The 21,021-nt window shown below is 57.4% G+C and carries 24 protein-coding genes; 5 read left to right on the forward strand and 19 right to left on the reverse strand.

What is annotated here, in order from left to right; genetic code table 11:
- Window positions 1-46: 46 nt before the first annotated feature.
- The 7 genes from ACODR8_RS19005 to ACODR8_RS19035 all read right to left on the reverse strand — a co-directional run bounded on the left by ACODR8_RS19005 (window position 47) and on the right by ACODR8_RS19035 (window position 5,864).
- Window positions 47-1,645: a TonB-dependent receptor gene (locus ACODR8_RS19005; protein WP_489008704.1), complete on the reverse strand. Its 1,599-nt coding sequence runs from the start codon at window positions 1,643-1,645 to the stop codon at window positions 47-49.
- 172 nt (window positions 1,646-1,817) lie between these two features.
- The gene (locus ACODR8_RS19010; protein WP_489008705.1) at window positions 1,818-2,594 is read right to left on the reverse strand and encodes a glutathione S-transferase family protein; all 777 of its coding nucleotides are present in this window, start codon (window positions 2,592-2,594) and stop codon (window positions 1,818-1,820) included.
- Window positions 2,587-3,360, reverse strand: coding sequence for a glutathione S-transferase family protein (locus ACODR8_RS19015; protein ID WP_489008706.1), 774 nt, complete (start codon window positions 3,358-3,360; stop codon window positions 2,587-2,589). Before ACODR8_RS19015 ends, ACODR8_RS19010 begins: the two co-directional genes overlap by 8 nt.
- 9 nt (window positions 3,361-3,369) lie before the next feature.
- The gene (locus ACODR8_RS19020) at window positions 3,370-4,191 is read right to left on the reverse strand and encodes a CmcJ/NvfI family oxidoreductase (protein WP_489008707.1); all 822 of its coding nucleotides are present in this window, start codon (window positions 4,189-4,191) and stop codon (window positions 3,370-3,372) included.
- Window positions 4,192-4,203: 12 nt separating this feature from the next.
- On the reverse strand, window positions 4,204-4,356 hold the full coding sequence (locus ACODR8_RS19025) for a hypothetical protein (RefSeq protein WP_489008708.1): 153 nt from the start codon (window positions 4,354-4,356) through the stop codon (window positions 4,204-4,206).
- Window positions 4,319-5,092: a CmcJ/NvfI family oxidoreductase gene (locus tag ACODR8_RS19030; protein ID WP_489008709.1), complete on the reverse strand. Its 774-nt coding sequence runs from the start codon at window positions 5,090-5,092 to the stop codon at window positions 4,319-4,321. The genes ACODR8_RS19025 and ACODR8_RS19030 overlap by 38 nt, the downstream gene beginning before the upstream one ends.
- A 10-nt stretch (window positions 5,093-5,102) precedes the next feature.
- Window positions 5,103-5,864 (reverse strand): glutathione S-transferase family protein, encoded by a 762-nt coding sequence (locus ACODR8_RS19035; protein ID WP_489008710.1) that lies wholly within the window; start codon window positions 5,862-5,864, stop codon window positions 5,103-5,105.
- A 142-nt stretch (window positions 5,865-6,006) separates the two neighbouring features.
- Between ACODR8_RS19035 and ACODR8_RS19040 the strand changes: the two genes are divergently transcribed.
- From ACODR8_RS19040 to ACODR8_RS19055, 4 genes are all read left to right on the forward strand, one after another.
- Window positions 6,007-6,948, forward strand: a complete 942-nt coding sequence (locus ACODR8_RS19040; protein WP_489008711.1) for a LysR family transcriptional regulator — start codon at window positions 6,007-6,009, stop codon at window positions 6,946-6,948.
- A 142-nt stretch (window positions 6,949-7,090) separates the two neighbouring features.
- Complete coding sequence (locus tag ACODR8_RS19045; protein ID WP_489008712.1) at window positions 7,091-7,951, forward strand: Ros/MucR family transcriptional regulator; 861 nt, start codon at window positions 7,091-7,093, stop codon at window positions 7,949-7,951.
- Window positions 7,952-8,280: 329 nt separating this feature from the next.
- Window positions 8,281-8,940 (forward strand): SDR family NAD(P)-dependent oxidoreductase, encoded by a 660-nt coding sequence (locus tag ACODR8_RS19050; RefSeq protein ID WP_489008713.1) that lies wholly within the window; start codon window positions 8,281-8,283, stop codon window positions 8,938-8,940.
- A gap of 264 nt (window positions 8,941-9,204) precedes the next feature.
- The gene (locus ACODR8_RS19055; protein ID WP_489008714.1) at window positions 9,205-9,903 is read left to right on the forward strand and encodes a FadR/GntR family transcriptional regulator; all 699 of its coding nucleotides are present in this window, start codon (window positions 9,205-9,207) and stop codon (window positions 9,901-9,903) included.
- A gap of 275 nt (window positions 9,904-10,178) precedes the next feature.
- On the opposite strand, the gene ACODR8_RS19060 is transcribed toward ACODR8_RS19055, so the two are convergent.
- From ACODR8_RS19060 to ACODR8_RS19095, 8 genes are read right to left on the reverse strand one after another with little or no spacing between them, the layout of a single operon-like run.
- A complete protein-coding gene (locus ACODR8_RS19060; protein WP_489008715.1) occupies window positions 10,179-11,405 on the reverse strand; it encodes an NAD(P)/FAD-dependent oxidoreductase in 1,227 nt (408 codons plus the stop codon).
- A complete protein-coding gene (locus tag ACODR8_RS19065; protein ID WP_489008716.1) occupies window positions 11,402-12,367 on the reverse strand; it encodes a carbon-nitrogen hydrolase family protein in 966 nt (321 codons plus the stop codon). The genes ACODR8_RS19060 and ACODR8_RS19065 overlap by 4 nt, the downstream gene beginning before the upstream one ends.
- An 8-nt stretch (window positions 12,368-12,375) precedes the next feature.
- The gene (locus ACODR8_RS19070; protein ID WP_489008727.1) at window positions 12,376-12,978 is read right to left on the reverse strand and encodes a GNAT family N-acetyltransferase; all 603 of its coding nucleotides are present in this window, start codon (window positions 12,976-12,978) and stop codon (window positions 12,376-12,378) included.
- Window positions 12,975-13,376 (reverse strand): ketosteroid isomerase-related protein, encoded by a 402-nt coding sequence (locus ACODR8_RS19075; protein ID WP_489008717.1) that lies wholly within the window; start codon window positions 13,374-13,376, stop codon window positions 12,975-12,977. The genes ACODR8_RS19070 and ACODR8_RS19075 overlap by 4 nt, the downstream gene beginning before the upstream one ends.
- Before the next feature lie 4 nt (window positions 13,377-13,380).
- Entirely contained in the window at window positions 13,381-13,695 is a 315-nt protein-coding gene (locus ACODR8_RS19080) for a 2Fe-2S iron-sulfur cluster-binding protein (RefSeq protein ID WP_489008718.1), read from the reverse strand.
- On the reverse strand, window positions 13,695-14,549 hold the full coding sequence (fghA, locus tag ACODR8_RS19085) for an S-formylglutathione hydrolase (RefSeq protein WP_489008719.1): 855 nt from the start codon (window positions 14,547-14,549) through the stop codon (window positions 13,695-13,697). The genes ACODR8_RS19080 and fghA overlap by 1 nt, the downstream gene beginning before the upstream one ends.
- Window positions 14,550-14,556: 7 nt before the next feature.
- A complete protein-coding gene (locus tag ACODR8_RS19090; protein ID WP_489008720.1) occupies window positions 14,557-14,955 on the reverse strand; it encodes a VOC family protein in 399 nt (132 codons plus the stop codon).
- A 30-nt stretch (window positions 14,956-14,985) separates the two neighbouring features.
- Entirely contained in the window at window positions 14,986-16,098 is a 1,113-nt protein-coding gene (locus tag ACODR8_RS19095; RefSeq protein WP_489008721.1) for an S-(hydroxymethyl)glutathione dehydrogenase/class III alcohol dehydrogenase, read from the reverse strand.
- Window positions 16,099-16,305: 207 nt separating this feature from the next.
- On the opposite strand from ACODR8_RS19095, the gene ACODR8_RS19100 reads away from it, so the two are divergent.
- Window positions 16,306-17,202 (forward strand): LysR family transcriptional regulator, encoded by an 897-nt coding sequence (locus tag ACODR8_RS19100; protein WP_489008722.1) that lies wholly within the window; start codon window positions 16,306-16,308, stop codon window positions 17,200-17,202.
- Between the two features lie 93 nt (window positions 17,203-17,295).
- Here the strand turns inward: ACODR8_RS19100 and ACODR8_RS19105 are convergent, their stop codons facing one another.
- From ACODR8_RS19105 to ACODR8_RS19120, 4 genes are all read right to left on the reverse strand, one after another.
- Window positions 17,296-17,853, reverse strand: coding sequence for a nuclear transport factor 2 family protein (locus ACODR8_RS19105; RefSeq protein ID WP_489008723.1), 558 nt, complete (start codon window positions 17,851-17,853; stop codon window positions 17,296-17,298).
- A gap of 28 nt (window positions 17,854-17,881) precedes the next feature.
- Window positions 17,882-18,742 carry an SDR family NAD(P)-dependent oxidoreductase gene (locus ACODR8_RS19110; protein ID WP_489008724.1) on the reverse strand — a complete coding sequence of 287 codons (861 nt, stop codon included), beginning with the start codon at window positions 18,740-18,742 and terminating at the stop codon, window positions 17,882-17,884.
- A gap of 21 nt (window positions 18,743-18,763) precedes the next feature.
- Entirely contained in the window at window positions 18,764-19,585 is an 822-nt protein-coding gene (locus tag ACODR8_RS19115; protein WP_489008725.1) for a TauD/TfdA dioxygenase family protein, read from the reverse strand.
- Between the two features lie 84 nt (window positions 19,586-19,669).
- Window positions 19,670-20,335: a TetR/AcrR family transcriptional regulator gene (locus ACODR8_RS19120; protein WP_489008726.1), complete on the reverse strand. Its 666-nt coding sequence runs from the start codon at window positions 20,333-20,335 to the stop codon at window positions 19,670-19,672.
- Window positions 20,336-21,021 lie beyond the last annotated feature (686 nt).

The raw sequence follows: 21,021 nt of genomic DNA on the forward strand, positions 1-21,021 counted from the left end.
CAGGCCGTCAACCTAACCTGCTGATACCCCTCAACTTAATTTCCGATCAGGCTCTGAGAGTCAGCGCGTCGATGGGCTTCCATTGGAAATGGGCAAAGATGGCCTTGGTACTCGCCTTGACCGGATCATTGCCGATGAAAAGCGGCAGCCCGGCATAACGCAAGTCCTGCGAGGTCCGGTAAACCGACTTCTGCTTCTGATAAAGCCCGCCAAATGTATATTCGATCCTGTTTCCTAGAGATCCATTCAGCCGCATCTCCTGACTGAACGACCAGAAACTCAAATCATTGTCGCTATTACTATGCGCAAGTGGCGTCAGATCATCATCGTTGCTGAAACGATTGTCATATGCGCGATAGGCAATAATGGACACGATCTTCATGGCATCTGACAGATTAAGTTCAGCCTGTCCCGAAACGCCCCACCCCTCAAAACGGACGCGTCCGTCTCCGGTTGTCGCTTGCCTCACCCCGCCTTCCGAAGCGAAAGCGGCAGGGTTGGTGTCGGCGAGCGAGTTGTACGTGCTGAAGTTGCAGAAACGACCACAGACGAACCGCGAGTCATATTGCAGATTTCCGGCAAAAGGATTGATGTCCAGAGGCCCAAATGCGCCGAAACTATAGGGTGGATTGAACTGGGTCGGAAGGATTGGGGATGCAGGACCGCCATTGGGGAAGTTGCGTTCAAGTAGCACCGCACCGGCCTGAACCCGACTGTCGATCGTATAATCGCCAATAATGTTGATATCGACCGCATCGCTGGGTTGGAAACGCAGTTGTCCTCTGACTGCCTGATAATCCACCTCTCCTTCCCGTGCGAGTTCGCAATCGTTTCGCAAGCTGGTGCGCGGCACGCCTCCCGCAGGATTGACCGGCACATTTTGTCCGAGATTGTTCACAATGGTTGCCCCCCCGCCAGCAGGATAGACACAGCCAAAATCGAGCCGCTTAATATAGCCATCCTGCTTTTTGGACACGGCGGACAATCTGGCCGACACAGTTTCGGTAAGTCCGAAGTCTGCGCTTGCTCGCAAGTCGATCCGCTGACGGCTGCCATAGGCAACCTGAATATATCCGCTATTGCTGCCCGTTGGACGTTGAGAATAGAGTTTGACCGCGCCGCCGATGGAGTTTTTGCCTGCCAAAGTCCCTTGTGGCCCGCGCAGGATTTCAACACGATCCAGGTCGAGCAGATCAAATACCGATCCGGTCAGTGTCGCATAATAGACATCGTCGACATAAATGCCCACGCCCGGCTCCAACGCCGGATTGAAATCGAACTGCCCCACGCCGCGGATATTCGCGCCAAGAGACGGGCCGAAAGCTGGCCCTTGCGGCTTGAGAGTAACCGACGGTGCCTGATTTGCTATCTGGCTGAGATTTGTCTGGTTGCGCGCTTCCAGCATAGCGCCCGAAATAGCGGTTATAGCAATGGGCGTATCCTGAAGGCTTTGTTCGCGAAATTGGGCGGTAACGATGATATCGTCCACGCCAATTACGTCTGAACTGTTCGGCCCATTATTGCTGTCCTGCCGAGCGGGCGGCTGAGCCGGAGGCTGGCCGCCAGAGGTTTGCGCAGATACCTGCCCCGTACAAAGCAGGCTGGCCCCCGCCAGGAAAATCGCGCGCTTCGGGATCGTTGTCATGATAGCCTTACCCCTCCTCTATTGTCATTCTGGTTGCTTTGAACGTGCGTCATCCTTCACCGCCCCGGACAACCGGCACGGTGTTTCGACTCCAGACTTTTGCAAAATGCTACGTCGTCGAAATCTTCATCTTTGATTCTGCCATTTCACCCTATTGTTGAAGGCCATATGCCTACCCCCAACGAGCATGTTCAGGCCCCGGCGCAAATGCCGTTTCCGGGCTTTCCCAACCACCAGTGGCAAGGCTTTGCCGAACCGCTGGGCGATCTTCCACCCTGGCCAGCCAATTGACGACACGGGGATGGTTTGCGAGTTGATCCGGCGTCAAAATGCGAAGCGAGCGACAGGTCGCAAAATAATCGATGTCGGCAAGGGAAAAGCTGTCTCCCGCAACCCATTCCCCATCGCCGAGCGCGGCATCGATTTTTTGCAATCCCAGCGCCACCTTCCGCAAGGATTCTGTGACAAGCTCTTGGGGATAATCATTTTCGAAGGCACGCGACCAACCATCCCTTACAAGCCGTAACGGGATTTTTGCGGCGATTGCTGGAGGCAGGCTCTTGCCCGGCAAGGTCGGGGCCAGAAAGCGCTGACACCCGAGCAGGTTTACCGCTGGCATCAATGTTTCGTTGATGAACCGCGCACCCGCCAACATCATATTGTAAGTGACCGGTGTGCCGGGCTGAAGGCTCGCGCCGCCAAAAGCAATATCGAGATATTCGCTCATGAAGAAGGACTCGGTAATCTGCCGACCGTCATGCACGAGCAGAGGCCCTTCTCCTTCACAATTGAATCGAGATTCCAGTGATGGTTCGGGCATGCGCTCACCATATTGCTCGAACGCCAGGATATCGACCGGGATCAGCCTGCAATCGATCGCCTTCTCCGCAATTACGATCAGGGGCTTGAGCCAAGGCCCGTTGGGCGCCCAGTGATAAAGCTCAAGCATCGATAGCGCCCCCCGTACCCACCAGCCGCTCAAAGCCGTCCCTGAAATGGGGGCTAGCAAGCGACAGGCATTTCCTGACGCTTGGCCGCCGCCCCGTTCGGCGCAGCCAGTTCATGAAATTCGGCGTCCGCCTGTCGTTCGCAGCGTCGTCAAACATCTGCGGAAGTCCAAACAACATCATGAACCCGACCAGGTCGGCTGCGGAACATGCGTCCCCGGCGATCCAGTCACGATCAGTCAATGTCTGGTCGATCGCTGAAATTCCGTGCAACAGTCGTTCTTTGCTCTCGGCCAGTTCCGCTTCGGTAAATGTGCCGTAAAAGGCTTTCGACCATGCCGCCCGCCGCTCGGGAAGCGGTATCCGGTCGATTGCCGCCTTCATCATGTCGGGATCGAGTTTGCGCAAGCTGGGGCCCACAAACATGCTCCACCCGATCTGGCTGGCGGCAGGTCCGACATATTGATCGAAGAAGCGGCTCCACCAGCGCATGCGCCAGATTTCATATGGATCGCGCGGTCGGAGCGGCGGGCCATCGAATACCATATCGATATAGTCGATCATGGCTGTGGATTCCCGGATCAACGCGCCGTCATGGACCAGCGCTGGTATCGTCCCGTTGGGATTGACCGCCAGATAGTCCGGCTTGTGCTGGTCGAACGTCAGCATATCGATGAAATGGCTGTCATAAGCGACACCCTTTTCAATCGCCGCGACAAGGGGCTTTCCCGAATTCGCGTTCGGTTCCCAATGATAAATGTCCAGCATTTGCTTTCCTCACTCGTACCAGATCGCCATGCCGCGCATTTCGACGCTCGAACGCGGCTCGACTTCAGGTGGACAGTTGGGATCATCGAACGCCCCATGGGGAACGTGGTGGGCGACCCCGCTATCGGTGTCATGGGTCTTGAACACCAGCGCTTCGTCACGGGTCATGTTGGAAAAATAGGCCCAGCGCTGCTTGGGATTGTAACGAATGGTCAGTGCTTCAAAGGAAAACAGGATGGCCCCGTCGCGATCGAACATGGCGTCGGCCGGCATCAGATCCTCAGACGAGAGCGAACGCGCGTCACAGACTGCCAAAGGTACATCCTGGGGCGGCGGCGTCAGCGCGCGCCAGACATTATATTGCGCGACCCGTTTAATGGGCCTGTCTTTTTCCGTTTGCACGCGGGCAAAGAAATCTGCCGCGGTCTTGTCGCTTACGTCGATATGGACGAAGCGGGCAGGCCTTGAATTATCCAGCGCTCCAGAGTCCTGGGACCTTTCTCCGAAACGCAAACCAGCGCCGCCCACGATTATGATTTCGTCGGCACCGGTCATATCCAGAAGCAGCTTTTGGATTTCCGCCGGATGAATATGGTCGACTTCGTCGCGCTGCCGGAAATCGCCGATCCTTGTCCTGTGAGGATAGATGGCGAACCCCTCGCGGTCGAGCGAAGGCGCGTGATCCCAGAGGCGCGCATCTTCTATCTCCACCGCATGCTGGACGATGTTCATAACATCCAGGCGTGTATCATTAGCGTGAAATTTCGGGCGCGTAGCCAGTGGTCCGGCAAAGCCCAGAACAGCGGTCGTCGTCAAAGTCGTGGCCAACATGGTCGCTCCAGATCAGAGGAAATAGGCAATGGTGCGGAATTCGACGCTCTGGCGCGGCACCGCATTGGTGTGACTGCGATCTTGAAAGGCAGTATGGGGGACACGCCAGGGCGCCTGGCGGCGGCTATCATGGAATATGAATAGCAACGCCTCGTCCCGGTTCATATTTTGAGAAATACCACCAGCGATGATGGGGCTGATGCAGGAATATGGCCGCTGCCATTGCCTGATCCTCACCCTCGATCGGCGCAAGCATCTCATGACGGTCGGGAATCTTGTCGACGATGAACATGGTGTTCACGACACCTTCGTCATCGCCGACGCTGCGGCCATCGCAAAGCGCAAGGGGACTGTCTTGCGGAGGATCGGAGAAAACACGCCAGAAACTGGAATATATATACCGCTTGTAGGGCGGCTTATCAGGGAATTGCTGGCGATATAGCTGTGCGGCAAGCTGGTCGACGCGATCGGGCGCCGCGTCCACATGCGCCTCCCCTGCCGGGGGCTGTACACCTCCATAATAGCCAGCGCCTTCATCCCTGTCGTCTTGCGACCGATCGCCTGATGAGCGGACCATAGCGCCGATGGTCGCGACGTAATCGGCACCCGTCAGCCGCTTGACGGCATGGGCGACTTCGGGCGCGTAATGCGCATTCACCTCCTCATAGTCGAGAAAGTCCTTTATCGCACTTTTGTGCGCGGTAAGCATGAAGCCATGACTGGCGAGGGTGAACTCAGCAGCTTGGGGGCGTGCGTCGCGGATTATTACCTTATGCGCCTCATAGCTGCCGGTATTTACCTCCTCGCCCGCGGAAACAAAGCGGCGATTGATCGCCGAGCCGGGGGCAAGATAGTTGATTTCGGCTTCGACAGCGGGTGCATCGCTTTCATTATAGGTCATGACACTCTTTCTAGTGCGCTTCGCCGGTAAAGGTTCGGAGCGCCGGATTGGTCAGGTCGAGCATCGCCAAAGCGGCTTTGACACCTGGACGATTTGCGACCCGCTCACGCCATTCGGCCAGAAAGGGATGCCGCTGATCGTCCGACAGATCCGGGAACATGCGGACCGCATACATGCCAAGATGCGCAAAGAAATTAATGTCGGCGAGCGAAAAAGTGTCACCAGCCAGCCAAGGGCCGGCCGCCAGAGCCTCCTCCGCTTTGGCAAGCGCCAGCGCCACTTTGCGGCTCGAATTGTCGAGATCTTCCTGCGTGAAACCCGAACGTGCCGTTTTCCATTTTTCCCGTTGTTCGTGAAGCGGGATGCGCGCGACCAGACGGTCAAAATCCCCGCTCTCGATCCCACGCGCCAATACCCCCACGAAGCGGTGCCAGCCATGCATGGAGACAGGATTCATCACATGTTCGTCAACAAATTTGTTCCAAAGCCGCATTCGGGCGATTGCAACAGGATCATCGGGCCTGAGCGAGGGAGTGTCGGGGAAGGCGTCTTCCAGATATTCGTTGATCACCGAGGACTGGGTAATAATAGCGCCGTCATGATCAAGAACCGGCACCTGACCTTCGGGATTGATCGCGAGGAACCAGGCTTCATGCTGCTGAAACCGGTGCAGATCGACATAACTGCTCTCGAAGTCGATTTTCTTCTCTTTGAGCGGTATCAGACATTTGAGCGAATTTGCGCCGGGTTCGGCGTGGAAAAGCTTTAGCAACGGGGATCCTCTCTCATGTCGCAGCACCGTGTATTGTTTCACGATTTCTGTTTAGAGACGATACGGATCGAAATGCGGGCCGCAAAGCAGCCAATGCACTATCGCTGCGATAGCCTAATGGCTATCGGTTGGGAGATTTGAGATGCTCGGAGTGACATTCAGACAGCTGGAAGTCTTTGTCGAAACGGTTGATGTCGGGAGCTTCCATGGCAGCGCGGAGCGGCTTGGCGTCGCGCAAGTATCCGTCTCTGGGCATATTCAGGCGATGGAGCGGGCGCTTGGGCATACACTCTTCGTGCGACGCCCAGGCAGCGCTGCGGAATTAACGCCCGAAGGAAGAGTGGCCTATCGTCATGCCGTAACCCTATTGGAGGAAATGCGCGCGATGATGAATGATCTTGGCGGCCAAGGCCGAGCCAATCTTCGTCGGCGGCTCGTCGTCGCCGCATCCAGTTATGTCAGTTTTCGCCTGGCGCCGATTATCGCGGAGTTTGGAAATGCGCATCCAGAATGGCAGATCGAAATCGAACCAAGCGATCTGCAATCGGCCGAGACGTTGATAGAAAATGGCAAGGCAGATCTGGGGTTCACAATGTCTCTTGAAGGGCGTCCACCCGTGAATTCCGAATTCATCTGGCGCGAACAGTTGGGCGTTTTCGTCGGTAAAGAGCATCCACTTGCCAAAAGATCGAAGGTTTCATCGGACGACCTTGCCCGCGTTCCTCACATCTATTTACCCAAAAACTATCCGCTCCGCACAGTTATGGATGATGCCATGGCGCAGCTCGGCATTTTGGGAAGTCCCATAGCCCTGCAGACGGAAAACGCGGCGCTCGCGCAGAAAACCCTGCTCAAGGGCAATGCCGCCGCCGTCCTCTTTGCGGACATGTTGCGATCCGACCTTGATCGGGGAGACCTGGTCGAACTGAACCTTGAAATTACTACACCGGCTCTGGAGGTGCGGCTGATCAAGGCGAAAGGCGCTCTGGTCGGTCGGGCTGCCCGATCGCTTATGGAGATTGTCAACGAAGCATCAAGGAACAATCTCCTGATCAGGGATCAGCTGATCTATTCCGTCCAGTAAAGTCGAGAATGAACCGGATATTGGCGCGCTCACGACCGCTCCACGCATGACGGCATCGTCGGCTCTTTACATCATTTGCATTTCGTCCGATGAGACGGACGTTACGCTAGGGACCCGACCGCGCAGATTGAGAGATTTCCTAATGGCCGATACTGACAAGACTGATCTCACCCAGCTCACCGTGCAATTGCTGAGCGCTTATCTGGCCAACAATATCGTCGCGCGCGAAGATCTCGCCGACCTCATCACGACGACCCGCTTGGCTTTGTCGAATGAGACGGCACCGACGCCGTTGGCCGAGCCAGTATATCTGCCCGCAGTCACAATCCGCAAAAGTCTGACGTCTCCAGAGCATATTCTCAGTCTGATCGACGGCAAGCCATATAAGATGCTAAAGCGGCATCTTGCCCAGCACGGACTGACTCCTGATCAATATCGCGAACGCTATGGACTGCCTCGCGACTATCCGATGACCTCCAAAAACTATTCCGAGCAACGGCGCGCTACGGCCGCTCGGATTGGCCTGGGGTCGCGCAAGAATGGGCGCCCGGTGTCGCCGGCAAGCGCGGCTCCGTCGAACGGAAAGCCCGCTGATCGCAACGCCAAGCCTGTGGCTGAAACCCGCGAGCAACCATCCTCCGCACCTGGTGGAACGATGGCAAAGAAAGCCGAAGTCACCAGCACGCCAGCGTCGAAGTCTGTATCCACGAAGGCGACGCGCAAAGCGCCGGCAACAAAGCCAGTAGCGACGGCCGACACGCCACCTGCGGCAGCGCCAGAACCGGTCGGAGCGGTGAAGAAAAGCGTTGCCAGAGCCAAGCCGGCCAGCAAGCGCGAAACGCCGAAGGCCAAGGAAGGCCGCTCGTCCCCGTCGGAGCAGAAATCCAAGGCCATTCCGCCTGTTGCAGCGGCGGCTGAAGCGGCCAAGGTCATGCCGAAAGGTAATGCCAGCAAACCAACTGCGCGCATACGGCGGACGCTCAAGATCAAGACCCCAAATTAGGATCGGCATGGAAGGAGGCGCGCAGGCGATTGCCCGCCCCCTTTCGCGTTCGATCGTGCGCCAGACCGGAACCTGCAGATTGCGATAGCGTGGGTTGATCGATGCGTTAACCTGCGCCTGATGTTGTGCGAACGCCGGATGCCGCGCCAAAAAAGGTCAGTCATCAACAATGGCCGAAAGAAGCCGCGCCGACCACGGCGCGCGCAGGACGTTTTTTTGCGGACAAGGGCCATTTGAGGAAACCGAACGCCCATCTCCAATGAAACTTGATAGAGCGGCTACCTGCTTAACAGTTCAATCTGTCAAATTTGGGCAGAGGAGATAAATCTATGCGTAATGTTCTGGTCACAGGTGCGTTTGGAGTTGTTGGACGTGCCGTCGCCAAGGGATTCATGGATCATGGCGATCGTGTCGTCCGCCTGGACAAGGCAGCTCATGCACCCGACATCAATACAGGCGGGATCGATATTGGCGGGGTAGATTTGACTGACCCAAATCAGGTTCGTCTCGCGACAGCGAGAATTTGCGACGAACTGGGTCCGATCAATATTCTGATCAACGTCACAGGTGCCTTCATCTGGAAGCCAGTTGCGGAAAGCGATCCGCAGGACTGGAAAATGATGTATGACCTGAACGTCCTGACCTGCCTGACGATGACGAAGGCTGTATTGCCGCACCTGATATCGAGCAGCGGCTCGTCGATCGTCAACATCGGCGCTGCTGGCGCGCTTTCGGCGGGAGCCGGGATGGCGGCCTATGCTGCATCGAAGTCGGCAGTGCATCGCATGACCGAAAGCCTGGCTGCCGAACTGGCCGACTATGATTGCACCGTCAATGCCATTCTTCCCACGATCATCGATACACCAGCCAATCGCGCCGCGATGCCCGATGGGCGGGGCGAATGCCCGTTCCAGCCTTTCAGGGATTTTCTTCGGCCTACAGAGGGTGTCATTTTTCCTCCCGCGCCTCGGCCTCTTGAGACTTTCTAACGCATCCGTACATTCGTTATTCTGCTCGGAAAGCCGGAAGGCTACACGCATCTCACAGAATTGATCAATCGTAATATTATGATATGATATTTTACAAATTATAATATCTCATTAGGATTATTGCAAGAATGTTTGGCGTGCGAGCTTTGCGGGAGCAGGAGCCATCTCCTTTGTCCGAAATGCCGATCATCAAGCCAAACAGCCCGCAGTGACGCGCATTTCGATAGACTAGCATTTGCAATTGGTCGTCATTAAAGAGGAAATATGGATACCCAAGACCAGCTTACAGCCAGCAGCGGCGGAACGATCGACGAGGATGTCGCGCGACTGCGCGATTATCTCGACAACCTTGAACGGAAGGGCCTCGATCGCCTCCCCCCTGAACCGAAGCTAGGTGTTGAACTTGGCGTCTCGCGTAGCCGCTTGCGGACCATGTTGAAGCGGATGGAAGATCAAGGAATGATCTGGCGCCATGTTGGAAAGGGGACTTTTCTCGGTCCGCGCCAGGTCACCATTGAATCGGCGAACGTCGCCGGCTCGATCAGCGTGCATGATTTTTTTGAAGCGCGCTTGTTGCTCGAACCCCAATTGGCAGCACAAGCCGCAATTCACGCTACGCCAGCCGATCTCGAAATATTGGAAGGCTGCGTTGCCGACATGGCATCCGCAACATCTTTCATTCAGTGGCGAAGGCTAGACGACAAACTGCACCGGTCGATAGCACGTGCTACACATAATCCTTTGATGTTGATCCTGTATGATGCCCTCAAGTCGCAAGTGCGCATGGGCCTTGAACAACGACTTGAGGAAGTTTTCGGCGTTCCGCCTGCGCCACGCAGTGCGACGGAAGTAGAACATTTATCATTCATCGACGCGATCCGAAGCCACAATCCCGAACGCGCAGCGCAGGCAATGCGCGATCACATCAGTTCGGTTAGAAGCAGCCTTTTTAGCGCACAGTGACGAGCGAAGCGGAATTCATCACCTACCGCATGTTGAAGACGTAGCGCGTTGATTGGGTCAGTTGCTCGCTGCGATCATCGCGATATGATTTTAGCGGCGATTGCTACGGGTGCCGCGAATGCAGTTGAATGAATATTCCGCTCGGACTTCGTCATTGTGATATTTTGCAAACTCACATTGGCGCAACTTGAGTACGACAAAATTCAGGTCATATCCGCAGGTATATTAGCGTCAGAATCTCGACCTTTTCTCCCATCGGACCATGTCCAGACGCCCTACAGCAATTTCACTTCCTTGAGCGGCACCGACGCATCAGCCATTTGCGCCTGATCCAGGATCGCACCTGAAATGACATGGGCTCGGCCCTGTACATAATCCTTAACCGCATTGACGCAGTCGAGCGCGATCAGCTTTCCATCCTTGAGATAAAGAACGGAAAAGCTGCGGGTTGCCGGGTCGCCGCGCAAAATGGTCTGGTCATGCCCAGTGGACAGGCCCACGGTCTGGAGCTTTAGATCATATTGGTTCGACCAGAACCACGGCACAGCATGATATGCTTCTTCCTTGCCCATGATATGACCGACCGCCGTTTTCGCCTGGTCGTTGGCGTTCTGGACGGATTCGAGGCGGATCTGCGCGCCGCGCGCGAAATGATTGGTATGGCCCGCACAATCGCCCACCGCATAGATGTCGGGCAGGCTGGTGCGGCAATATTCGTCCACATCCACGCCATTGCATCCAACCGCGCCCGCCGCGATCAACGGACCGGTTTCGGGAATGATACCGATGCCGACGATCACCATATCGGTTTCGATCCGCTCGCCATCTTCCATCAATATGGCGGTCGCTTCGCCATCCGTCACCTCGATGCTGCCCATCCGCGTGCCGGTGCGCAGGTCGATGCCATGGGCGCGATGCTCCGCCTCGTAAAAGCGGGACAGTTGCTCGCCCGCAACGCGCGCCAGTACGCGGTCCAGTGCTTCGAGCAGTACGACCTTCTTGCCGAACTTCGACAAAACGGCCGCCGCCTCCAGCCCGATATAGCCACCGCCGATGACGGTGACATGGTCAATCTGGCCAAGCTTCTCCATCATCGCGTCGACATCGTCGCGACGGCGCACACCGTAGACGTTGGGGGCATCGGCGCCAAGGCAGCTGAGCATGCGCGGGCTGCCGCCGGTACACCAGATCAGCTTGCCATAGCTGATCTCCCGGTCGCCAGCGGTCACGACCTTGCCCGCCGGATCGACCGCCTTGACGCGCAGGCCCAGCAACATATCGACCTGGCGCTCTTCCCAAAAGCTCGCCGGCCGGATCAGGATGCGTTCGAAGCTCTTGTCGCCCGCGAAATATTCCTTGGACAGGGGCGGACGTTCATAGGGCGGATGCTTTTCATCGCCCACCATCGCGATCGATCCCTCAAAGCCCAACTGGCGCAGCGAAATCGCCGCCTGAGCGCCCGCGTGTCCGGCACCCACGATCACGACATCATAATGGCTCATTCGAACTTCCCGACAAAAAAGCGATTTTTGATATTTTCTTCGGCCGACTCTACCTTACGCGCAGAGAGCCTGTGAACGTCGTGAAGCTCGCACGCGACGGCGCGTGTCGGCACATGCTGTTCCGGCCAATGGCGAAAAGGCAGGACGGTGCCATCCTGTCGCCACTGATCCACCTCATCCAGCACGATATCAGCGATCAGCCATTGCGTCTGGTTTAGCGCTCCGCATGCGAATACACCGTCATCGGGTGTCACGCCGTCGGGCGGACCGTAAATTGCGGCAGCGCCATAATTATCGTCCAGTGAAGGCAACCAAGCCGCCTCTCCCACTGTTGGCGCCTGAACGACATAGCATTGATTTTCCAGCGCACGTGCCTGCGCGCCGATACGAACACGCCAGTAACCCTGCATACTGTCGGTGGCAGAGGGCACCAGAATGATCCGAGCGCCCGCTTCGGCTTGCGCCCGCGCGATGAGAGGAAATTCGGCATCATAGCAGATCGAAATTCCTACCCGCCCGATCGGCGTATCCATGACATGAATGGCCTCGCCCCCTGCTATCCCCCAATTTTCCCGCTCGAACCGGGTCATGACGATTTTATCCTGGTGGGCGGAGCGACCGTCCGGACAAAAGAGGTGGGCGCGATTGACTGTCAGCCCGCGCGTATCACAACATGGGCGGCTGGCGCTCAAGATCGTGACGCCATAGTGCATGGCCAGTTGGCGATGCAGCTCATCAATCTGCTCTCCCAGTGCCATAACATGGTCCAGCGATGCCTGGAGGTCTGCCGATGCACCGTCGCAGCCAGCCAGTTCCATGGACGCATATTCAGGAAATACCAGAAGCTGGGCACCCCGAACCGCAGCGTCGGAGACCCAGCGGCTGAGCTTTGCTTCCCACGCGCCATAAGAGGGCAGGCGCTCGATGGGGTATTGCGCAGCCGCAACGCGAATTTTCGTCATCCGGGCGCCTATAGCGTTTTCAGCCAGAAGCGCATGACATGATCGCTCTCCGTGTCTTGACCAACTTCCTTCCAACGCATCACGGTCGTGAAGCGCGGCGCAATACGATAGCCGCGACCTTGCCAGAAGGTCGTCAGATCGCGGGCGCCAGCTGGCCGTGACGGGTGATCCGCTTCACGCTCCACCGCGCAAAACAGGGCACGGTTCGCTCCTGCAGCGCGGGCTGCGGCCTCCCGTTCGTCAAAAAAACGGTGACCTATTCCCATACCGCGAAATTGCGGCAGAAGCACCGATTCACCGAAGTAGAATAGCTGACCGACATCGAGCCCCGCAGCCTGAAAAGGTGCTGTGATGGCATCCGACTGGGTTGCCATCGGCGACGCAGTCGCCATGCCGACAGGTATTTCGCCGATCCGGGCAACGACCAGCACGGCAGCCGGGTCGTTCAGAAACTCGGATAAATAATTGGCTTCATACTCCAGACTACCATCATAAAGATATGGCCAGCCCCGGAACACCGTCATGCGCAGGGTCGAAAGCGCTCGAAGCGATAGGTCGTCCCTGCCGACGCGCTCAACTTCCACCGATGCCGCCAACTCCGCGGGCATTATTCAGCCTTCACCTGAGCCAGCCAGTCGGCCAGATTATAATGATTGCTGACGCGCGCGATAAGGCCGCCGCGCAGTTCAAAAAAAGCGCCGACACGCAGTTGGTAATGCTGCCCGGTTGCTGGCGGAAGATCAGTATCGGTTTCCTGATATTGCCCCTTGAGCATGAACTCGGCCGCCGCTCGCTGGCCGTCGCTTGACGCCAGGAAAACCGGATTGATGACCTCCTCACGATAGCAATGGTCCATATGCCGCAGAAACGCAGCGAAGGCCGCCTTTCCGTGCCGCGGAGCGCCCTGCGAGGGTTCGTGTACGACATCCTCAGTCAGGAGTTCTAGCATCGCAACGCTGTCGCCACGATTGAACGCTGCATAATAGCGGCTCAGAATATCCGAACTCATACCCTCAGTCTTCCGGCGCTATGGAGACGCGCAAACCGCTCATCTCGGTGGTCAGCACTATCTGGCAGGACAGACGCGATCGTTCGTTGCGATGATCGCTGCTGTCCAGCAGATCATTTTCATCCTCGCCCAGTGCCAGCAGATCGCCTGCGCTCTGATCCACAAAAACATGGCATGTGGCGCAGGAGCAGCAGCCGCCACAGAGCGCGAGCAGTTCGTCCATGCCCGCATCGCGGATCGCTTCCATCAAGCTGATGCCGGCTTCCGTCTCGATCGACCGCGCATTCCCGCCCCGATCGACAACGACAATCTCAATCATCAGGCGGCCTTCCCGTTCAGCCGATCAGCATGCCAGCGCAAATGGTCAGCCATGAACGTCGAAATAAAATAATAGCTATGGTCGTAACCCGGTTGCAGTCTCAGGATAAGCGGGATGCCCGCAGCAGCGCACGCCTCTTCCAGCAACTGGGGTTTGAGTTGTTCGGCCAGGAACTGATCCGCGTCCCCCTGATCGACCATCAGCGCATCGGCCCGCGCGCCATCCTCAATCAACGCTACCGCATCATGCTTGCGCCAGACCGAGCGATCTTCGCCCAGATAACCGCCAAGCGCTTTCTGTCCCCAGGGAACCTGCGAAGGCGCAACGATGGGAGAAAAAGCCGATATGGCCTTGTATCGATCAGGGAAGGTCAGACCAATGGTCAGCGCGCCATGCCCACCCATGCTGTGACCCATGATAGACTGGCGGTCCATATCCACGGGGAAATTCTCGCCGACGATGGCGGGCAATTCCTGCGTGATATAGGACCACATATGATAGTGGCGATCGAACGGTGCCTGGGTGGCATCAACATAGAAACCGGCGCCCAGTCCGAAATCATAGGCACCCTCTGCATCATCCGGCACGGTTTCGCCACGCGGCGACGTGTCGGGCGCGACAAGGATCAGCCCCAGTTCCGCACAAAGGCGGCGATATTCGCCCTTGTCCGTCACATTGGCGTGCGTGCAGGTAAGCCCTGACAGATACCACACGACCGGCAGCTTTGCGCCTTCCGCATGGGCCGGCACAAAAATGGAAAAGGTCATGTCCGTGCCCGTGGTGGCAGAAACGTGCTTGCACACGCTCTGCACACCACCAAAGCTTCGGCTCGCTGAAACGGTTTCCAGAGCCATGCGACTGTTATTCCGCAGTGAAATGATAGGCGCAGATCTTGTTGCCCGCGGGATCGCGCAGATAGGCTGCATAAGCGCCCGGCAGATGGCCGCGGGGACCCGCTTCGCCTTCGCAGATACCGCCTGCCGCCAGGCCAGCCTTGTGGAAGGCATCGACATCGGCCTGACTGGCAGCAGCAAAGCCCACGGTCACGCCATTGCTCGAAGGCGCTTCACCATTGCCCGGCTTCAGCACCAGCAAGGCCGGCTTGTCCTTGCCGTACAGGATCGCGCTGTCGCCGAACGGGCCGAGGTTCTGAACGCCAAGCGGCGCAAGGGCGGCATCGTAGAATGCGGCGGACTTGGCGAGGTCACTCGCACCCAGGCAGGCATGCGAAAACACGCCGTCACCAGAAATTACTGTCATTTGGATTCTCCGTTATTCAAAAATGGATGGTTAGAACACTACGACGCTGCGGATACTTTCACCCGCATGCATCAGGTCAAAGCCCTTGTTGATCTCTTCAAGGCTCAGAACGTGCGTGATCATCGGGTCGATTTCGATCTTGCCGTTCATGTACCAGTCGACGATCTTGGGGACGTCGGTGCGGCCCTTGGCGCCGCCGAAGGCGCTACCCTGCCACACCCGGCCGGTGACGAGCTGGAAAGGACGGGTCGAAATTTCCTTGCCTGCTTCGGCCACGCCAATGACGGTAGAGACGCCCCATCCGCGATGGCAGGCTTCCAGCGCCTGGCGCATCACTTCGGTGTTGCCCGTGCAATCGAACGTATAATCGGCCCCGCCGTCGGTCAGCGCAACCAGGTCAGCCACCACTTCCGCCGTGTTCTTGCCCTTGGGGTTGTAGAAATGAGTCATGCCGAAGCGCTTGCCCCATTCCGCCTTGCTGTCGTTGATATCGACACCGATAATGCGGTCGGCACCAACCATGCGCGCGGCCTGAAGCACATTGAGGCCAATGCCGCCCAGCCCAAAGACGACTACATTGCTTCCCGGCGTCACCTTGGCCGAATTCACCACTGCACCAACACCGGTGGTCACGCCGCAGCCGATATAACAGCTCTTGTCGAACGGCGCGTCGTCGCGGATCTTGGCGACCGCAATGTCCGGCAGCACAGTGAAGTTGGAGAAGGTCGAGCAACCCATATAATGGAAAATCGGCTGCCCCTTGTACGAAAAGCGGGTCGTGCCGTCGGGCATCAAGCCCTTGCCCTGAGTCGCGCGGATCGCGGTGCAGAGGTTGGTCTTGCCCGAAAGGCAGCTTTTGCACTGGCGGCATTCGGGCGTGTATAGCGGAATGACATGGTCACCTGGCTTGACGCTGGTCACGCCGGGACCGACTTCGCGCACAATGCCTGCGCCTTCATGTCCGAGAATGGAGGGAAAGATGCCTTCGCTGTCAAAACCGTCCAGCGTGTAGGCGTCGGTATGGCAGATGCCGGTCGCCATGATCTCGACCAGAACCTCGCCAGCCTTCGGGCCTTCGAGATCGACCTCGACAATTTCCAGGGGCTTTTTCGCTTCGAAAGCGACGGCAGCGCGCGTTTTCATTTTTTCTCCTTGGAATTCGGATTGTGATTCAGGGAAAGCGGACTTGGCTCGACACAAAGGGCGAAAGCTTCGCACAACCATGCGCAAATCCTCGCCAGCCAAATCATTGACCTCTCCCCTCCAATTGTAAAACCCCATATAGCAATTTGGAGCTGCGGTGATAATATGGTGATTATGCAAATCATTTTTTCATGTGAGTGATAATCAATGTCCAGCTGGGACGGGATCGACGAATTCATCAGTGTGGCGACGACCGGTTCTTTCACGCGGGGCGCTCAAACACTTGGCGTATCAACAACGCATGTCAGTCGCTCGATCATGGCGCTCGAACGGCGGATCGACGCGCACTTGTTCCACCGCACAACGCGCAGCGTCCACCTGACCGATACCGGTCGCGTATTTTTCGAACGATGTGAGCGTATCGCCCAGGAAAGGGATGAAGCGATTGCGCTTATCAGCGACCGAAATGAGCCTCAGGGAGAATTGCGGGTCACATGCTCGACCGCAATGGGCGAACGCTTCGTAGCCCCTATCATCCGTCGCTTCGCGGTGCAGCATCCGCGCCTGACGGTATCGATCGAATTGTCCAATCGGGTAATCGATCTGATCGGCGAAGGCTATGACCTGGCAGTGCGGACGGGCTTTATCACCGACCCTCGCCTGATCGCGACGCGCGTTGCTTCTCGCACGCTTTATACCTGCGCGGCACCAAGTTATCTGGCATCGGCTGGACGGCCTGAATGCGTGGAGGCTCTCTCGGAACATGAATGTATCAAGGGCACGGCGTCGACCTGGTATTTCAAAGTTGAAAATCGAGAGATCATCCACAATCCAAAAGGTCGTTTCCGCTGCAATAGTGGACACGCGGTGATTGAAGCGTGCATTGCAGGTCTCGGCATCTGCCAACTGCCCGATTTTTATATTCTGCCATATCTAAAGCATGGGATGGTCGAGCTGCTTCTTGAAGATGCTCAGCCCGAAGATGAACCGATTTGGGCTGTTTATCCGCAAAGACGTCATCTTCTCCCTAAAGTACAGCAAGCTGTTGAATTGCTGCAATATGAATTGGGCCGTGCTATGAATAAGCCCAATGCCAATCGATAGCTTTTCTGAGATGATCACCATCACGACCTACCCGCACCGCATGGCCTGATTGGTTTGCAGGGGCAGGACTCTGATGATCGCGAGAGAATAGCGTCACCATTGGGTAACAGGCGTATCGAGCGTTAGTGGCCGTTGATAGGAGATGTCGCTTTTGTCGCGCATACCTTTGGTATAGCCTTGTTCGACAAATTTGGGATGCTGGAGGATCGAAGCGTCTCCGGTGATCAGCGTATCAACGGTAGAACGGCGCAGCGCGATTTTCCATTCGCCGTCACGGCGCTCGACCCGATCGATATAACGGCCATTGATGATCCGCGCCGTCTTTCCGCCACGATCCAGCAGCGATACCATCACATAGCTTTCGCAATGCGCGACATCGCCATCAATCTCGCAAAGATGGGTCGTGATATTGTGGAGATGCTGATCCGAACCGGCGGCATGGACAGCGTTCGACCACTGGGCGTAGAGCGGGCCGGGGTTGATGGCATGGCCATGTTCATCGACGCCATCGTCATGATAGGCGCTGGTGAGAAGATCGACGTCATGCCGGTCATGCCCGCGCGCATGGCGTGCGATCAGGTCCTGGATCGCCAGCCTGTCCTTGAGATAGGCGACGTCACGGCACAGTTGGGCTAATTGCATATCGTCCATGGCGATCCTCCTTCGATGCTATTCTTCGCTACCGCAAGATGAGCGGATATTGCTGGCGTGGCGCAACCTGATGCGTGTCGCGGCAGGAACGCGGCTGTCGACCACCCTGATCGGCAAAGCCATATTTCAGGGCCATCTCGGCCCCGATCACGGTCTGGCCGCTCATGTCCATCAGGGCAGGATCGGAATATAAGGCCCAGATCGCATGTCCGGTGAATTCGGGCGTTTCGGTCGCTGCTTCCAGATCCTTATATTTGATCGGGTCGGAGGCGATGACCATGCGCAAGCGATCCGTCAGCAGCGCGCCCATCCATATCGAAAGGGCAGCGACATTGAATGGTCGGAGATCGACGGCCATGTCCGCCGCGAACTTGTCCAGTCCCGCCTTGTGCGCGCCATAGGCAGGGCCAAAGGAATAATGGGCGGCACCCGATGCGGACGTGAACATGATGAGGCCACGCCGCTCGGCCACCATCAGGGAGGCCGCATGGAAGCTGGCGACATAGGCGCTCCGCAGGCCCACATTGAGCATCTCGACAATGCCGAGCGGCTTTTCCCAGAAATTGCCGGAAGCGGTCAGATCATCATGCAGGGCGCAGGCATTGTTGACGAGGATGTCTAGACGGCCTTCATCCTCAGAAACCCGTGCGAAAAGCGCTTCCACCTGTGCATCATCGGCATGATCGACGCGAACCGCAATGCCCCTGCCCCCGGCTTGCGTTACGGCGTCCGCTGTTTCCCAGATCGTGCCGGGCAGAGGATGATCGCCTGCTTTTTCGGACCGGCCAGTCACATAGACCGTGCAGCCATGACTGCCCAGGGCAATGGCAATGCCGCGCCCTGCGCCGCGACTGGCGCCGGTCACCACGGCTACGGGACGGGCTGTCATCAGATGTTCCCCGATATCATGTCAGGCGAAGGATTCTTCGCCGGCCAGGGTCGTGCGATGCATCATTCGCCCGCTGTCCATGGCGTAAGGCAGCGCGCGATGCATGGTCCCTGTATTGTCCCAGATGACGAGGTCGCCGAGCGTCCATTCATGCCGATAGACGAACTGGGGCTGCGTCGCATAATCGCGTAGTCGGGTGAGCAACGCCCATCCTTCGCGAAGGTCCATCCCCTCGACATGCGATGCCGTGGAACCAAGCACCAGCGATTTACGACCAGAGCGATGGGTCCATATGAGCGGCAGGACGTGGGGCTGGAATGTCTGCCAGCTTTTCAGCAGTTCATGACTTGGTTCAGGCTGCACATAGCGCTGCGCCACTTCGAACATATGGACGACCTTGAGCTTTTCGAGCGCCACTTTCTCCGCTTCGGGCAAATCATCATAGGCTGCATAGGTATTGGAAAACTCGGTCTGGCCGCCCGTGTCCGACAATTTGCGGCTGCTCATCAGCGATGCGAAGATCGGAACGTCGCCCATCGTCCCATCAATATGCCAGTAGAAGGCGCCCTTGATATATTCGGCGACCGGATTTTCCTTAGGGTCCATCGTGATCTTGAAGGCCTTTTCCTCAACGATCGTGCCGATCGTCTTGGTGAAGGCGATTTGCTGATCGTCCGTCAGGTCGAGGCCGCGAATGGCCACCACGCCCCGTTCTTCCAGCAATGCGCGAATGTGCGCGGAGCAAGCGCCACTGAGCAGCGTCTGCACGTCCGTCACGATTTCACTACCGATACGCGGCGCCAGATTTCTGACCTCAAAGCCGGTCTGTTCCGCAATCGGCATCTCTTCTCTCCCGTCCGGGCAGCGGTAAAGCCGCCACTCGCATGCTGCGCTAAGCACATGCTTAGCTTGGCATGGCGGTGTCGGTCAAGAAATGGCGGATTGCTCCGCGCCGTCGCGCGATTCATCGTCCGGGCGGTGGCAGAGACTGGTGAGAAGCCAGTCCATCAGTTTGCGCGCGTCGTCATGGCCCGACAGGATGCCGACCCCTTCCTCCATCACCAGCAATCGCGCCATCGCGGCCAGCCAGACAGTGGCTGCGGCTGGCGTGCATGGCCCAAGGATGATGGGGCTGTTCGCGAGATAACGTTCAATCGCCGCTATCTGAACGGCGCGGATATGTTCGGCATAGCGTGCAATTTCTTCGCCTATGACCTTCCGGTGATTTGCCAGCGCCATAAACTCCATGGCGAGGGCCGTGCGGCTGGGTTCGATGCTGAGCGTCCACAAGGCACGCAGTGGATCGTCCGACTGTGCCGCCGCCTGATGGCGCTCGAGGCTCTGTTCGGCACCGCGCCTGTAGGCGGACACCAGCAAATCGTCGGAGGTAGGGAAATAATAGTGGATGAGCGAGGCATTCAATCCCGCGCGTGCAGCCACCTTCCGACCACTGACGGCGGCATATCCTTCCTCCACCATCAGCGCCAGCGCAGCGTCGAGCAACAGTGTACGAGTCGCCGATTTATCTGTGCCGAAGCGCCGCTTTTGCGGTGTCGCTCTTATCGGGCTTTCTTCTGAAACGCGCTTGGCCAAGGCAAAATTTTCCCATCCCCGATTTGACGTTGCTGCAAAGCCCGGAGCAACTGTCACATTATGTGCAGATACGGCATATTTGCCATTCGGCGCAAACGCAGAGCGCAATCACGCAAAGCGTTGATTGCTAATGAGAAGTGTCCTGGCGTCCCCATCGAGAAGCGCGCCACCATGGGATTATGCCTTGGATATCAGGGGTGGGTGAGACGATGGAACAGCAGGGCGCGCCGTGATGCGCTAAACGACAGATAGCCAAGCACCGTGGCGAAGTGGGTCTTGCCCATGCCGGGACCGCCAACCAGCCCGATAGTGTCGGCAACACCCCTAATCTCGCAGCGGTGGCGTTGGCCGACCAGCGCTTCGTCGATCTCGTGCTGGCAAAGTCGCGGCCTGCCAAGCCCGCAGTCTGTTCTTCCGATAACCGATCAGCCGCAGCCTCCACCCCTTATGGCGCAAGCAAAAAACGGTGAACGATCGCCATCGTTCACCGTTCTGTGATGGCGACCGGCAATAACCCGGAACACCGGTCCCTTATTCAAAGGGGTTTAGTTCACTCACGCACTCTGCCGGCGTCTTGCCTGGGCACACTTTCTGGCTGTCCCAATGCTCGGCCACTTTGTCGCCGTCAAAATGACCTGCCCCCACCGAGTGGACCGTGTTGATTGTTAGTGGATTATTCTCGCCGC

Source organism: Sphingobium sp. FG58 (genome assembly GCF_057809055.1).

What these genes read in the sequence shown, in the direction of transcription:
- ACODR8_RS19075 (WP_489008717.1), bottom strand. Translation starts at nt 13,376, where the DNA reads ATGAGTTCGGATATTCTGAGCCGCTATTATGCAGCGTTCAATCGTGGC.
- ACODR8_RS19025 (WP_489008708.1), bottom strand. Translation starts at nt 4,356, where the DNA reads ATGAACCGGGACGAGGCGTTGCTATTCATATTCCATGATAGCCGCCGC.
- ACODR8_RS19045 (WP_489008712.1), top strand. Translation starts at nt 7,091, where the DNA reads ATGGCCGATACTGACAAGACTGATCTCACCCAGCTCACCGTGCAATTG.
- ACODR8_RS19100 (WP_489008722.1), top strand. Translation starts at nt 16,306, where the DNA reads ATGTCCAGCTGGGACGGGATCGACGAATTCATCAGTGTGGCGACGACC.
- ACODR8_RS19040 (WP_489008711.1), top strand. Translation starts at nt 6,007, where the DNA reads ATGCTCGGAGTGACATTCAGACAGCTGGAAGTCTTTGTCGAAACGGTT.
- ACODR8_RS19055 (WP_489008714.1), top strand. Translation starts at nt 9,205, where the DNA reads ATGGATACCCAAGACCAGCTTACAGCCAGCAGCGGCGGAACGATCGAC.
- ACODR8_RS19080 (WP_489008718.1), bottom strand. Translation starts at nt 13,695, where the DNA reads ATGATTGAGATTGTCGTTGTCGATCGGGGCGGGAATGCGCGGTCGATC.
- ACODR8_RS19020 (WP_489008707.1), bottom strand. Translation starts at nt 4,191, where the DNA reads ATGTTGGCCACGACTTTGACGACGACCGCTGTTCTGGGCTTTGCCGGA.
- ACODR8_RS19010 (WP_489008705.1), bottom strand. Translation starts at nt 2,594, where the DNA reads ATGCTTGAGCTTTATCACTGGGCGCCCAACGGGCCTTGGCTCAAGCCC.
- ACODR8_RS19115 (WP_489008725.1), bottom strand. Translation starts at nt 19,585, where the DNA reads ATGCCGATTGCGGAACAGACCGGCTTTGAGGTCAGAAATCTGGCGCCG.
- ACODR8_RS19030 (WP_489008709.1), bottom strand. Translation starts at nt 5,092, where the DNA reads ATGACCTATAATGAAAGCGATGCACCCGCTGTCGAAGCCGAAATCAAC.
- ACODR8_RS19005 (WP_489008704.1), bottom strand. Translation starts at nt 1,645, where the DNA reads ATGACAACGATCCCGAAGCGCGCGATTTTCCTGGCGGGGGCCAGCCTG.
- ACODR8_RS19050 (WP_489008713.1), top strand. Translation starts at nt 8,281, where the DNA reads ATGCGTAATGTTCTGGTCACAGGTGCGTTTGGAGTTGTTGGACGTGCC.
- ACODR8_RS19015 (WP_489008706.1), bottom strand. Translation starts at nt 3,360, where the DNA reads ATGCTGGACATTTATCATTGGGAACCGAACGCGAATTCGGGAAAGCCC.
- fghA (WP_489008719.1), bottom strand. Translation starts at nt 14,549, where the DNA reads ATGGCTCTGGAAACCGTTTCAGCGAGCCGAAGCTTTGGTGGTGTGCAG.
- ACODR8_RS19060 (WP_489008715.1), bottom strand. Translation starts at nt 11,405, where the DNA reads ATGAGCCATTATGATGTCGTGATCGTGGGTGCCGGACACGCGGGCGCT.
- ACODR8_RS19105 (WP_489008723.1), bottom strand. Translation starts at nt 17,853, where the DNA reads ATGGACGATATGCAATTAGCCCAACTGTGCCGTGACGTCGCCTATCTC.
- ACODR8_RS19110 (WP_489008724.1), bottom strand. Translation starts at nt 18,742, where the DNA reads ATGACAGCCCGTCCCGTAGCCGTGGTGACCGGCGCCAGTCGCGGCGCA.
- ACODR8_RS19065 (WP_489008716.1), bottom strand. Translation starts at nt 12,367, where the DNA reads ATGACGAAAATTCGCGTTGCGGCTGCGCAATACCCCATCGAGCGCCTG.
- ACODR8_RS19095 (WP_489008721.1), bottom strand. Translation starts at nt 16,098, where the DNA reads ATGAAAACGCGCGCTGCCGTCGCTTTCGAAGCGAAAAAGCCCCTGGAA.
- ACODR8_RS19090 (WP_489008720.1), bottom strand. Translation starts at nt 14,955, where the DNA reads ATGACAGTAATTTCTGGTGACGGCGTGTTTTCGCATGCCTGCCTGGGT.